This is a genomic window from Sphingomonas sp. P4_G2, from assembly GCF_056401155.1.
The window spans coordinates 907,116-920,301 of record NZ_JBFUJY010000001.1 but is presented as its reverse complement, the minus strand read 5'-3'; the positions used below and the strand labels follow the sequence as shown (position 1 = coordinate 920,301).

The following is a 13,186-nucleotide window of genomic DNA, read 5'->3' as shown; positions in this document are numbered from 1 at the left end:
TGTATGGCTGAGGCGATGCGGTCGGGATGCCCGATCAATCTATCGATGGAGACCCTGGGCGACCGCTGGAGCCTGGTCATCATCCGCGACATCATGTTCGGCAATCGTCGTCACTATCGCGAACTGCTCTCGCAATCGGACGAAGGAATCGCCTCCAACATCCTGGCCGACCGTTTGAAAAAGCTGATGGAGCGCGGGCTGCTCACGCGCGCCGACGATCCCAGCCACAAGCAGAAGGCGATCTACAGCCTGACCGAACCGGCGATCCAGCTGCTGCCGGTGCTCGCCCAGATCGGGGCTTGGGGCCGCCGCCATCTGCCGACCACGCCCGAGCTGGCGATTCGCGCGCAATTACTCGAGGAAGGCGGACCGCCTTTGTGGGAGGCGTTCATGGCCGAGCTGCGCCATGAACATCTCGGCACGCCATTGCCGCCGAACCACGAACCGGTATTGCCGCGATTGACCGCCGCGTACGAAGCGTTGGCTAATTGCGCCTGACCGGCGATACAGCGCGCCGGACTTCTTGGAGAGACTCGCATGCCGACCGGCCGATCATTGCGGATGATGAGCGCGGCCCTGGCGCTGCTCGCGATCGGCGCCACCGACCGGCCGCAACGCGTGTACAATACGCTCGACAATCGCAACCTGTCGGAATCGACCGTCGATCGTATCGTCCAGCGGATGATGACCGCGAACCAGGTTACCGGGCTTGGCGTCGCGGTGATCCGCAAGGGCAAGATCGTCTTCATCAAGAGCTATGGTTATGCGTCGCTGGAGAACAAGGCGCCGCTGACGCCGGCGACGATCATGCCCGGCGCCTCGCTGACCAAGGCGACCTTCGCCTGGATGCTGATGCAATTGGTCGCTGAAGGGAAAGTCGATCTCGACAAGCCGATCGATCAATATCTGGCCAAGCCGCTGCCCGACTATGCGGCTTATGCCGATCTCAAGGGCGACGAACGCTGGCGCAAGCTGACCTTGCGGATATTGATGAACCACAGCAGCGGCTTCGCCAATTTCCGCTTCTTCGAGGACGACAAGAAGCTGCGGTTCCACCGCGACCCGGGTACGCGCTACGGCTATTCGGGCGAAGGCATGCATTTGGCTCAGTTCGTGCTCGAACAGGGTCTTGGCCTTGACGTGGGTCAGGAGATCCAACGGCGTGTCTTCGACCGCTTCCGGATGGGCGACACGTCGATGACCTGGCGCGACAGCTATGACGGCCGCTTTGCCTATGGCTACACCGCGGACGGTCAGCGCCAGCCCTTCGCGCATCGACGCAAAGTCGACGTGGCCGGATCGATGGCTACGACCTTGGCCGACTGGGCGCGTTTTCTTGCCGCGGTTTCGCGCAGCGACGGCCTGGGACTCGCCACGCATAGGGCCATGGTCCGCCCCACGATCTGGATCGACAGCCCTACCCAGTTTCCGACGCTGCGCGACGATCGTACCAATCGCTGGAAAGCTATGAAACTGGGCTATGGCGTCGGCTGGGGCACGTTCGAAAGCCGGTTCGGCCACGCCTATTTCAAGGAAGGGCATGACGACGGCACCGAGAATTACGCGATGTGTGTCGACACGCGCCAGAGCTGTATCCTGCTGATGGCCAATGACAATCGCGCGGCGGCGATCTTCGTGTCCTTGACCAATCAATTGCTCGGGCCGGTCGGCCTTCCCGCCGAATGGGAAGGCTACCGGCCCTAGGGTTTTTCATCCCCGCTCGCTGTCGAGCGAGGCCATGCCCTGCGCGGGATAGCGATCGCCTCGCACCGCGTCGCTCGGCACCGCCGCCTCGATCGCGGCAAGATCCTCAGCGCTGAGCGTCACGTCGAGCGCGCCCAGCGCTTCCTGCAGCCGCGTGCGGGTCTTGGCCCCGACCAACGGCACGATGTCTTGCCCCTGCGCCGCGACCCACGCGATGGCGAGCTGCGCGGTGGTGATGCCCTTGGCATCGGCAATCGCCTTGAGCCGGTCCGTAATCTGCAGATTGGCCTCAACATTGCCCGCCTGGAACCGCGGCGAATGCGCGCGGAAATCGCCCGGCTGCGCGCCGCCCGACGCCTGCCAATGCCCGCTGATCAACCCGCGCGACAGCACGCCATAAGCGGTGACGCCGATGCCTAGTTCGCGCAGCGTCGGGAAGATGCTGTCCTCGGGCCCACGGCTGATCAGCGCATATTCGATCTGCAAGTCGACGATCGGGTGCATGGCGGCGGCGCGGCGGATCGTCTCCGATCCCATTTCGGATAGGCCGATATGGCGGACATAGCCTGCCTGCACCATCTCAGCGATCGCGCCGATCGTCTCTTCGATCGGCACATCGGGGTCGAGCCGCGCGGGGCGGTAGATGTCGATATGATCCACCCGCAGCCGCTGCAGCGTGTAGTGGAGGAAGTTCTTGGTCGAGCGCGGGCTCGCGTCGAAGCCGATGAATGCCCCGGCCGGGTCGCGCAACCCGCCATATTTGACGCTGAGCTGATAAGCGTCGCGCGGCATACCGGCGATCGCGTCGCCGATCAGCATCTCGTTATGGCCCTGGCCATAAAAGTCGCCGGTATCGAGCAGCGTCATCCCGGCGTCGAGCGCCGCGTGGATCGTCGCGATGGCCTCGTCGCGGTCCGCCGGCCCGTACGCGCCCGACATGCCCATGCACCCAAGCCCGATTGCCGAGGTCATCGGTCCACTCTTGCCTAGCCTGCGCTGTTCCATCGTCTGTCTCCTTTGAACTCGGCATATGGCGAATTGGCGATCGTACGATAAGCCATGACAAGCGAGACGCCCCGTGCGAAAATCCGTACAATGGCGACGCCCAATCTCGATGACTTCGCGCAATTCGCGGCCGTGGCTGCCGCCGGTGGTTTTCGCGCCGCGGCGCAAACCAAAAACCTGTCGGCGTCATCACTGTCGGAAGCGGTGCGCCGACTCGAAAGCGATCTCGGCCTCCGTCTGCTCAATCGCACCACGCGCAGCGTCACGCCGACCGAGGCGGGGCAACGGCTGCTCGATCGACTCACGCCGGCATTGGAGGAACTCGCCCACGCGGCCGACGATCTGGTCACCGAAAGCGGCCAGGTCAGTGGCACCTTGCGCCTCAATGTTCCCGGCATCGTCGCCTGGCATATCCTGCCGCCGATCGCTGCGCGGTTCCTTGTCGCGCATCCTGGCATCCGGATGGAAGTGACCGCTCAGGACGAGTTGGTCGACATTCTCGCGGCCGGATTCGACGCCGGTATCCGGTACGAGGAGCGCATCGACCGCGATATGATCGCGGTGCCGATCGGCCCGCGACGACAGCGCTTCGCCTGCGTTGCCGCTCCTGCCTATCTCGATCGCCACGGCACGCCCCGACATCCGCAGGACCTTGCCGGACATCAAAGGCTCGGCCACCGTTTCGCGAGCGGCAGGCTCGCCGCCTGGGATTTCGAACGCGGGGGTCGCCGCTATCGCATCGCCCCCGATGGGCCGCTCATCACGACGTCGGTGCAGATGGAGATCGCGGCGGCGGTCGCTGGCCTGGGAATAGCGGCGGGTTTCGAAGAATTCTTCACCGCCGAACTGGCGCGCGGCACCCTGGTCGAAGTCTTGAGCGACTGGATGGAGCCGTTTCCCGGTCCCTCGCTTTACTATCACAGCCGCCGGCTGATGCCGGCGCCGCTGCGGGCCTTTATCAATTTCATTCGAACCGGCGACGCGAGCTGACTGCGCCGTTCGCTCCGACTCGGCCGTCTATTTTAGGTCCGGCTGAAAGCACTTCCTAACGTCTTCGCGCTACGGGCATGGTCATGTCCGTTCGTCCGAGCCGATCTGTGGCCGATGCAACGCGTTCCACCTGGGGCGCGCTGGCGCTCGACGTCGACGCCACGCCGGAGACGATCGAGGCCCGATTGCAGCGCATTGGCGAGTTGAGCGCGGTCTGGCCGTTCGTGCTGTTCGCCCAGTTGCTCGCGCCGCTCGTCGTTGGCGTGATCGCGCATTATACCGGGCATGACGATCTTATCCGCCTGGCGGCGCTGCGCGGCGGCGTGATTGCCGCGGCATCGATCGCCGCTCTCGCCCAGCTCAAGCTCAATTTCGCGCGTTTCTGGCCGACCCATGTCCAGATCCGTACCCTGACGCTCTGTTCGGGCGCGCTTGGCGTCGGGCTCCTGTCACTACTGCCGCTGGTCGCGGCGTTTCCAGTGGGCGAATATCATCTCGCCGGGTTCATCGCGGTCTTCGCCGGCGTGACGATCACCGCGATCGCGATCCATCCGCTGCGCGCCGCGACGTTGGTCTTTGCCGCCGCGCTCGCCGGCATGGTGCTGATCCATACCGGGCTCGGCCTGCCCACGGCGATCGCTTTCCTGGCGCTCGCCAGCCTGACGATCTCGACCGTGCGACTGGCCCGCAACGACGTCGAACGCAACCGGCTCGACGAGGCCGAGAGCAGTTCGGGCCGTCTCGCTGCGCAATTGGTGCGCGAGGTCGAAGATCATGGCGACGGCTGGTTCTGGCAGACCGACCGCCACGGCCTGATCACCTATCTGTCGGCCAAGGTCGGGCGCGAATTCGCCCGGCTCGGCGTCGAGCCGATCGCCGGCAGGCTCACCGACATCTTTCGCATGGATACCGAAGCAGGCGACACCGAGCGCACGTTGAGCTTTCACTTGTCCTCCCGCACCAGCTTTTCCGACTATTCGGTGTGCCCCGCCGTCGACGAGGATAGCGAGCGCTGGTGGTCGATTTCCGGCCGGCCGATGATCGACGAGCTCGGCCGGTTCCAGGGCTTTGTCGGATCGGGCCGCGACCTCACCGAAAAACGCCGGTCCGAAGCCGAGATTACGCGCCTCGCGCTGTTCGACGGCCTGACTGGGCTCGCCAATCGCCAGCGCATGCGTGCCTCGCTCGACAAGACGCTGGCGCCGCAATCGGGCCATGCCATCACCTCGCTGTTGCTGCTCGACCTCGATCGCTTCAAGGCAGTCAACGACACGCTTGGCCACCAGATGGGCGACTCCTTGCTGAAACAGGTGGCGCAACGGCTGCAACGGTCGGTCGGCGACGCCGGATTGGTCGGTCGGCTAGGCGGCGACGAATTCCAGGTCGTGGTGCCGGGCGAAGGCAATCGCGATCGCCTGGGGGATTTGGCAAAGGGTGTGATCGCGGCGCTCTCGCAGCCATATTTCATCGATGGATCGTCGATCACGATCGGCTGCTCGGTCGGTATCGCAATCTCACCCGAGGATGGCAGCGACTCCGAAACATTGATCCGCAATGCCGACCTCGCATTGTACGAGGCGAAGGGCGACGGCCGCGGCGTCCACCGCTTCTTCCGCAGCGAGTTGCTCGCGGGCGCCCAATCCAAGAAACAGCTCGAAGACGATCTGCGCCACGCCTTGGTCGGCAACCAATTCTACGTCGCCTATCAGCCGGTCGTATCGACCGAGGGCGAGCAGATCGTCGGCTATGAAGCGCTGATCCGTTGGGACCACCCGACGCGCGGCGCGATCAGTCCGGCCGAATTCATCCCGATCGCCGAGGAATGCGGGATGATCGAGACGATCGGCGAATGGGTGCTCAGGACCGCGTGCCGCGAGGCGGCGGGCTGGCCGAGCCATGTCCGCGTCGCGGTCAACGTCTCCCCGATCCAGTTCGCCAATCCGGCGCTGCCCGCTATCGTCACCTCCGCGCTGGCCAATTCCGGCCTGGCACCGCATCGGCTCGAGCTCGAGATCACCGAGGGCGTGTTCGTCAACGAAAACGCCAGTTCGGAAAAGATGTTCAAGTCGCTGAAAGGGATCGGCGTGCGTCTGGCGCTCGACGATTTCGGTACCGGCTATTCGTCGCTCGGCTATCTCAAGAAAGCGCCGTTCGACAAGATCAAGATCGATCAGAGCTTCGTGCGCGGCGCCGCCGTGCCGGGCAACCGCAATGCAGCGATCATCAAGGCGATCGTGACGCTGGCCAACACGCTCTATATGGAAACCACCGCCGAAGGGGTCGAGCATCAGGATGAGGTCGAGCTGATCCGCGAACTCGGCTGCAGCCACATCCAGGGCTATGTCTATGGCAAGCCCGCACGCAGCGAGGAAGTCATCCGCCAGCTCCAGGCCGCCGGTGGCCACGCCACCCCGCTCGGCTACAAGGTCAGCCGCAGCCCGCGATCGACGATGCTGCGCTCGGCCATTCTCGACCTCGGCGTCACCAAGGGCGAAGTCCGCATCCGCAACATCTCGTCGACCGGCGCGCTGATCGACGGCATCGAGTTTCCCATCGATCCGTCGGGCGTCGACGTCCAAATCGAATTGCTCGAAGGCCAGATGTTCCCGGCAACCGTCCGCTGGGCCAAGGACGGCCGTGCGGGCCTGGAATTCGCGCAGAATTTCAACCTCGAGCGGCTCAACGCGCCGGTCCCGACGCGCAAGGTCCGCAAAGCGAGCTGAGGGACGCGCGCCGTCGGACCCAGGCGCTACAGCCAGGGCCGCTCGTCGGGCCAGTGCATCGGATAATGGTTCACATAGTGCGCCAGGCGCGGCTGGTCGCTGCGATTGGCGCTGGCGCCGTGGGGGATTTCGTGGCGCCAGATGACGAGATCGCCCGCCCCTGCCGGCACCGTGACCGCTTCGGACGACAGGTCAACGGTGCGGGGATCGGCACCGCTCAGGCTCGCGATCCAGCCATCGGCCAGGCGATGGTGGAAGCCCGGCACGACCTGCAATGCGCCCTGATCGGCGGCGGTGTCGGTCAGATAGAGGATCGCCTGGGTCTCGAGCGCGATCGGCGCGGTCAGATTGCCATCCCAGTGCAGATGCGGCCCGGGAAAGGTGTAGCCGGGCCGGATCGGCGGGTTAAAACTCAAGCGGTCGGTCGACACGATGAGGTCGGCATGGCCGTAAAGCTCGGCGAACCCCTTCGCCATGCGCATCGAGCGGCGCGGCACGTCCATCGTCGGATGCTGGAAATGCTGGATCATGATGCCGTTGGTGCGCGGTCCGTACCAGGTCGCGGGATCGGCCGGATCGGCATCGAGGATCGACCAGAGATGCTCCGCGATCGCCGCCGCCTGGTCGCTTGTGATCGCCTGGCGCAGCACGACGACGCCGTCGCGATCCCATCGCGCCAGGTCGTCGGCGTCGAATACCGGCGCCATCGCCATCACCGCCGCCTGGCGCGCGACCTCCTCGGCCGGCGGTTCGGCGCCGTCATACCAGGCGGTGTAGCGCGCCAGTCGTGCCGCGTCGGGCGCTCCCGCGGTCGCCTCGATCCACGCGACGAATGCCGGCCAGTCGGGCTGGGCCTGTCCCAGCATCGACATCGTCTGTTCGAGCCCGAGACCGAGTATGTCGAGCAGCGTCCGGATCGGCACGGGACGTGGCTCGGCCGGCGAATCGTGGCGCGTCGTCCGCGCCCATAAAGCCCGGAGTCCGCGAATCTGATCAAATGAAGCGATCGGATCAGTCATGACTCGACCCGACCACAACCGGTTGATACGGTCCAGCTATCGACCACAATATTTTTGCGTGTTCCGTGTTCGTTCCCTTGCCTTCGCGGAAGCCCGCGGAAACTCGCGCGTCGCGGCGAATGGACCGGATCGGACCTTCCGTGAGTCGAGTCAAAATAGCGACGAATGGAGTCACTAATTCGTCATTTACGGTATTGCGTCCGACGCCGGATAGGCACAATCTGTTGTAGTTCGGTTCGGGGGCGACCCAAGCACTGGTGGAAATCCAGTCGCGATCTTATATCGCGGCAGGACCCTGCTCGTGCTTTTTAAACAGGCTGTGGACTATTTTTGTTCTCGCCTGTGGAGCCCGAATGGTAAGGTGGGGGTTCGTTCCCCCGAGTCGATTTGTGCGAGCGGAAAAGCAGGGGCGAGAGATGGATTTCAGAGACACCGAAGGAACGGGCGAAAATATGGCGACCGATGCGATCGAGGCGGCAGCGGCGACGGTGCAGGCGAATGCGGCACCCCGGACGAAGAAGCGCGATTCGAAGTCGATCGCCAAGCCATATCCAGTCGAGGTCGATCATTCCCGCGACGACCTCCTGACCGATTTCGGCAAGGACACGCTCAACGACCGCTATCTGCTGCCGGGCGAATCGTACCAGGACCTGTTCGTCCGCGTGGCGTCGGCTTATGCCGATGACGGCGCGCACGCGCAGCGCCTGTACGACTATATCTCGCGTCTGTGGTTCATGCCGGCGACACCCGTGCTGTCGAACGGCGGCACCGGACGCGGCCTGCCGATCTCGTGTTTCCTCAATTCGGTGCCCGACAGCCTCAACGGCATCGTCGATACCTGGAACGAGAATGTCTGGCTCGCCTCGCGCGGCGGCGGCATCGGCACTTATTGGGGCAATGTCCGCGGCATCGGCGAGCCGGTCGGCCTCAACGGCAAGACCAGCGGCATCATCCCGTTCGTCCGCGTGATGGACAGCCTGACGCTCGCGATCAGCCAGGGCTCGCTGCGCCGCGGTTCGGCCGCCTGTTATCTCGACATCTCGCACCCGGAGATCGAGGAATTCCTCGAGATCCGCAAACCGTCGGGCGACTTCAACCGCAAGGCGCTCAACCTGCACCACGGCGTGCTGATCCCCGACGCTTTCATGGAAGCGGTGCGCGACGGCTCCGAATGGTCGCTCAAGTCGCCCAAGGACGGCAGCGAGCGCGGCAAGGTCGATGCCCGCGCTTTGTTCCAGAAGCTGGTCGAGACCCGTCTCGCCACCGGTGAGCCGTACATCATCTTCGCCGATCACGTGAACTCGACGATGCCCAAGCATCATCGCGATCTCGGCCTCAAGGTCTCGACCTCGAACCTGTGCTCGGAAATCACCCTGCCGACCGGCAAGGATCACCTCGGCAAGGATCGCACCGCGGTGTGCTGCCTCAGCTCGCTCAACCTCGAGACCTGGGATCAGTGGAACAAGGACGAGCATTTCATCGAGGACATCATGCGCTTCCTCGACAACGTGCTGCAGGATTTCATCGACCGCGCCGAGCCCGGCATGGAGCGCGCCGCCTATTCGGCGATGCGTGAGCGGTCGGTCGGCCTCGGCGTGATGGGCTTCCACTCGTTCCTCCAGGCGCGCGGCCTGCCGTTCGAAGGCGCGATGGCCAAGTCGTGGAACATGAAGATGTTCAAGCAGATCCGCGCGCAGGTCGACGCCGCGTCGATGGCGCTGGCGGTCGAGCGCGGCCCCTGCCCCGACGCCGCCGACATGGGCGTGATGGAGCGGTTCAGCTGCAAGATGGCGATCGCACCGACCGCGTCGATCTCGATCATCTGCGGCGGCACCAGCGCGTGCATCGAGCCGATCCCGGCCAACATCTACACCCACAAAACGCTGTCGGGATCCTTCTCGGTCAAGAATCCGTATCTCGAGAAGATCTTCATCGAGAAATCGAAGAACAGCGACGCGGTGTGGAACACGATCCTCGAGCGCGGCGGCTCGGTCCAGCATCTCGACTTCCTCAGCCAGGAGGAAAAGGACTGCTACAAGACCAGCTTCGAGATCGACCAGCGCTGGCTGATCGAGCTCCAGGCCGATCGCACGCCCTATATCGACCAGTCGACCAGCCTCAATCTGTTCATCCCGGCCGATGTCGAGAAGTGGGACTTGTTGATGCTCCACTTCCGCGCGTGGGAACTGGGCGTGAAGTCGCTTTACTATCTCCGCTCGAAATCGGTGCAGCGCGCCGGGTTCGCCGGCGGGGTCGAAGCCGACAACACGATCGAGGCGCCCAAGTTCGAGCTGGGCGAAACGACGGACTATGACGAATGCCTGGCGTGCCAGTGAGGTGGCAGAGCTAGGCGGCCACCAATCTCCCTCTCCCCTCGTGGGAGAGGGAGGGAGCGGCGCGCAGCGTCGCGGAAGGGTGAGGGGGAATGCGGACGGCCTGACCAAGCGCCAACTGCTGCCCGCCTCGACCACCGCCAGATCGCGTGACCTCCGCAAGAACGCCGGCGATCCCGAGCTCGTCATGCGGCGGGCATTGCGCGAGGCTTTTCCTGAGGCGAAATTCCGCCATCAGGTGCCGATGGGTCGTTATCATGCGGATTTCTGCTCGCATGGTGCCAGGCTGATCGTCGAGATCGACGATGCGACACATGCGTTGCGCAGGGATAGCGATGAGGTTCGTACGCGTTTCCTCAACGACGAAGGATATCGCGTGATCCGCTTCTGGAACAATGATGTGATGGGTAATGTCGAAGGCGTGATCTCGGCGATCGCGGATCACTTGCCCGATGTAATGAAGGGGGCAGTTCGTGGTTGAGCGTCCCCCTCACCCTTCCGCGGCGCTACGCGCCGCTCCCTCCCTCTCCCACAAGGGGAGAGGGAGCCGGGGCGCTACAATCTCCCTCTCCCCTTGTGGGAGAGGGAGGGAGGCGCGTCGCGCCGGAAGGGTGAGGGGGAGTCTCCCCTCAAGCCTGCTCTTCCTCCTCGAACTGAACCGCCACATCAGCATTGGCGCTCAGCCGCACCGTGTCGCCCTCGATGTCGGCGATCAGGCCCTTGGAGATGTAATGGTGGTGCCCGGCATGGCTGCCCTGCCCTTCCTCGACATCCGCGCCCGAATCCTTCTTGGTCAGCTTGATGCGGTCGCCATCGACATGATCGACGGTGCCGACATGGACGCCGTCGGCGCCGATGACTTCCATATGCTCCTTGATCTGGCTGAGATCGACCATGGTCATGCTCCTTGTAGTGATGAGGGTTACGCGGGCAGAACGCGCGACAGCGAAGTTGGTCGCATGCCCCTGGTCGGCGCCTTAGAGGCGCTCGTCCTCGAACGTGACCGCGACATCGGCATTGGCGCTCAACCGCACGGTATCGCCCTCGATCTCGGCGATCAGGCCGGCGGGGATGAAGTGGGCGCGCTCGCCTTCCTCACCACGCGTGCCGGTCGGACGCAGCATGATGCTGTGGTGCGTGACCGCATCGACGACGCCGACTGTGACGCCATCGGCACCGATCACGGCCATACCCTCGCGGACGTTGCTCAACTGGCTCATCGTTCTTTCTCCTCTTGTCGAATGGCGACACACCATTGGCCTAGGCGAGGCCGTGGGCGCGCGGCATCCGGGATTTCCCGCATGCCCAATGCCGGTCGCTACGGCGCAAGGAAGGCGGCATGAACCGCGCGCCCCTCGTCATGTATGCGGTCGCCGGCGTCGCCGGCGCGGGCGGGATCATCGTCCTCACGCGTCGCGCGGCGAGCGAAGGCGCGATCTATGCCCAGCGCATCGGCGCGACGATGCTGCTCGCGCTGGCCGCGATCCTGACGGTGTTCGCCACCGCGATGGCGAGCTGGGGAGCGGGCGCATGAGCGGCGCACGCGACTATATCGCCTGGTCGTTGCTGACGGCGGGTCTGGTCACGGCCGTCGGCTGGGCCATTGGCATCGCGACGCGGAAGTTTGGCGCCGTCGATAGCTGGCACGCGTCGAGGGGGCGCCGTCTGCAACGCCGGCTCGATCGCCGTCTCACGCGAGGCGAGGACAATTATTTCGAGGAATTGCGCTCGATCGAAACTGCCATAGCGCAACATCAGGCGAACACGGTTCCCGGGGCGCCACAGAGGTTCAGAACCGCCAATGACGTGCTAACCGTACTATACGTCTTTTGGCTCGGCTTCGTACTGGTCCAGTGGCTAGGCAAATCGCTGATCGGAATCGAAGCGCCGGCTTGGGCGGAGGATCTTGGACTAGGGTGGATGCCGGTTTTCGGCGTCCAACAGATCCTCGCCTCTTTTGATTCAAACGCCTACAATGCTCTCGGATCACGTATTCTCGGCTTTTGCATATTAGCCATGGGTGTCTTTGTCGTCGGCACAAGCGTGATGCACAGGCTCGGAGGGCACGCATCATGAGCGGCGCCCTGCTCCTCGGCCTGATCTCGTTGGTCTGCGTCACCGACCTGGTGATTGCCTTCTATTTTCTCCGCATGGCCAACCAGGCGGATTCGATGGTCGGCGCCGCGCCCCAGGCCGGCGCGGTCAATCCCGAAGCCGCGCGCCGCTTCGCGCGCGTCCTGTTCATGGCCACGCCCGGTATGTGGCTCGTCGTCGCTCTTCTGTCGTTCGGGATCGTCCCGATCGGCGGCATCATTCCCATCACATTCTAGTCCGGAGTTCGCCCATGTCCCTTCTCAGTGCCCGCAAGACCTACAAGCCCTTCGAATATCCCTGGGCCTATGAATATTGGAAGCGCCAGCAGCAGCTCCACTGGCTGCCCGAAGAGGTGCCGCTGGGCGAGGATTGCCGCGACTGGGCGCAGAAGCTGTCGGACCATGAGCGCAACCTGCTGACCCAGATCTTCCGCTTCTTCACCCAGGCGGACGTCGAGGTGCAGGATTGCTATCACGAGAAATACGGCCGTGTGTTCAAGCCGACCGAGGTTAAGATGATGCTGACCGCGTTCAGCAACATGGAGACGGTGCATATCGCGGCGTACAGCCATCTGCTCGACACGATCGGCATGCCCGAGAGCGAGTACGGCATGTTCCTCGAATATGCCGAGATGAAGGACAAGCACGACTATCTGCAGCAGTTCGGCGTCGATAATGACGAGGATATCGCCCGCACCCTGGCGATGTTCGGCGGCTTTACCGAGGGTGTGCAGCTGTTCGCCAGCTTCGCGATGCTGATGAACTTCCCGCGCTTCAACAAGATGAAGGGCATGGGCCAGATCGTGTCGTGGTCAGTCCGCGATGAGAGCCTGCATTGCGAAGGCATCATCCGCCTGTTTCACGCCTTCGTGCAGGAACGCGACTGCCTGACCAAGGCGGTGCGCGACGATATCGGCGACGTGTGCCAGACGACGATCCGGCTGGAGGATGCGTTCATCGACCTGGCGTTCGAGCAGGGCCCGGTCAACGGCATGTCCCCCAAGGAGATCAAGAAGTACATCCGCTACATCGCCGACTGGCGACTGGGCCAGCTCGGCATGAAGCCGATCTACATGATCGACGAGCATCCCCTGCCCTGGCTGACCCCGATGCTCAACGGCGTCGAGCACGCCAACTTCTTCGAAACCCGCGCGACGGAATATTCGAAGGCGGCGACGCGTGGGCAATGGAACGACGTGTGGGACAGCTTCGACAAGCGGCAGAAGGCGAAGGCCGGGCCTGCGGCGAACGAGGATGTCGGGAGCGGCGAAGGGGATATGTTCGATAAGGCGGGGATTGCGGCGGAGTAAACGATCTAG

Annotated in this window: 14 protein-coding genes; 10 read left to right on the top strand and 4 right to left on the bottom strand. The window is 63.9% G+C overall.

All coding sequences use genetic code 11. The features are described from left to right. The first annotated feature begins 15 nt into the window (after positions 1-15). Entirely contained in the window at positions 16-498 is a 483-nt protein-coding gene (locus tag AC1DRD_RS04245; RefSeq protein WP_478040427.1) for a winged helix-turn-helix transcriptional regulator, read from the top strand. Positions 499-537: 39 nt separating this feature from the next. Beyond that, a complete protein-coding gene (locus AC1DRD_RS04240) occupies positions 538-1,704 on the top strand; it encodes a serine hydrolase domain-containing protein (RefSeq protein WP_478040426.1) in 1,167 nt (388 codons plus the stop codon). Positions 1,705-1,710: 6 nt separating this feature from the next. Here AC1DRD_RS04240 and AC1DRD_RS04235 read toward each other — a convergent pair whose 3' ends face one another. Then, positions 1,711-2,709, bottom strand: a complete 999-nt coding sequence (locus AC1DRD_RS04235; protein WP_478040425.1) for an aldo/keto reductase — start codon at positions 2,707-2,709, stop codon at positions 1,711-1,713. A gap of 90 nt (positions 2,710-2,799) precedes the next feature. On the opposite strand from AC1DRD_RS04235, the gene AC1DRD_RS04230 reads away from it, so the two are divergent. Continuing rightward, on the top strand, positions 2,800-3,699 hold the full coding sequence (locus AC1DRD_RS04230) for a LysR substrate-binding domain-containing protein (RefSeq protein ID WP_478040424.1): 900 nt from the start codon (positions 2,800-2,802) through the stop codon (positions 3,697-3,699). A 107-nt stretch (positions 3,700-3,806) separates the two neighbouring features. Further along, entirely contained in the window at positions 3,807-6,422 is a 2,616-nt protein-coding gene (locus tag AC1DRD_RS04225; protein WP_478040423.1) for a putative bifunctional diguanylate cyclase/phosphodiesterase, read from the top strand. Between the two features lie 26 nt (positions 6,423-6,448). Here AC1DRD_RS04225 and AC1DRD_RS04220 read toward each other — a convergent pair whose 3' ends face one another. Beyond that, positions 6,449-7,441 (bottom strand): phytanoyl-CoA dioxygenase family protein, encoded by a 993-nt coding sequence (locus tag AC1DRD_RS04220; protein ID WP_478040422.1) that lies wholly within the window; start codon positions 7,439-7,441, stop codon positions 6,449-6,451. Positions 7,442-7,857: 416 nt separating this feature from the next. On the opposite strand from AC1DRD_RS04220, the gene AC1DRD_RS04215 reads away from it, so the two are divergent. Together AC1DRD_RS04215 and AC1DRD_RS04210 are read left to right on the top strand one after the other, a co-directional pair. Next, complete coding sequence (locus AC1DRD_RS04215; protein ID WP_478040421.1) at positions 7,858-9,777, top strand: ribonucleoside-diphosphate reductase subunit alpha; 1,920 nt, start codon at positions 7,858-7,860, stop codon at positions 9,775-9,777. Between the two features lie 79 nt (positions 9,778-9,856). Continuing rightward, positions 9,857-10,255 (top strand): endonuclease domain-containing protein, encoded by a 399-nt coding sequence (locus AC1DRD_RS04210; RefSeq protein ID WP_478040420.1) that lies wholly within the window; start codon positions 9,857-9,859, stop codon positions 10,253-10,255. Between the two features lie 148 nt (positions 10,256-10,403). Here the strand turns inward: AC1DRD_RS04210 and AC1DRD_RS04205 are convergent, their stop codons facing one another. Together AC1DRD_RS04205 and AC1DRD_RS04200 are read right to left on the bottom strand one after the other, a co-directional pair. Then, on the bottom strand, positions 10,404-10,670 hold the full coding sequence (locus AC1DRD_RS04205) for a DUF2171 domain-containing protein (RefSeq protein ID WP_478040419.1): 267 nt from the start codon (positions 10,668-10,670) through the stop codon (positions 10,404-10,406). An 81-nt stretch (positions 10,671-10,751) separates the two neighbouring features. Continuing rightward, complete coding sequence (locus AC1DRD_RS04200) at positions 10,752-10,994, bottom strand: DUF2171 domain-containing protein (RefSeq protein WP_478040418.1); 243 nt, start codon at positions 10,992-10,994, stop codon at positions 10,752-10,754. Between the two features lie 119 nt (positions 10,995-11,113). Between AC1DRD_RS04200 and AC1DRD_RS04195 the strand changes: the two genes are divergently transcribed. From AC1DRD_RS04195 to AC1DRD_RS04180, 4 genes are read left to right on the top strand one after another with little or no spacing between them, the layout of a single operon-like run. After that, positions 11,114-11,308, top strand: coding sequence for a hypothetical protein (locus tag AC1DRD_RS04195; protein ID WP_478040417.1), 195 nt, complete (start codon positions 11,114-11,116; stop codon positions 11,306-11,308). Then, positions 11,305-11,850, top strand: coding sequence for a hypothetical protein (locus AC1DRD_RS04190; protein WP_478040416.1), 546 nt, complete (start codon positions 11,305-11,307; stop codon positions 11,848-11,850). Before AC1DRD_RS04195 ends, AC1DRD_RS04190 begins: the two co-directional genes overlap by 4 nt. Then, positions 11,847-12,104 (top strand): hypothetical protein, encoded by a 258-nt coding sequence (locus AC1DRD_RS04185; RefSeq protein WP_478040415.1) that lies wholly within the window; start codon positions 11,847-11,849, stop codon positions 12,102-12,104. Before AC1DRD_RS04190 ends, AC1DRD_RS04185 begins: the two co-directional genes overlap by 4 nt. Before the next feature lie 14 nt (positions 12,105-12,118). Next, positions 12,119-13,177, top strand: a complete 1,059-nt coding sequence (locus AC1DRD_RS04180; protein ID WP_478028346.1) for a ribonucleotide-diphosphate reductase subunit beta — start codon at positions 12,119-12,121, stop codon at positions 13,175-13,177. The last annotated feature ends 9 nt before the right edge of the window (positions 13,178-13,186 follow it).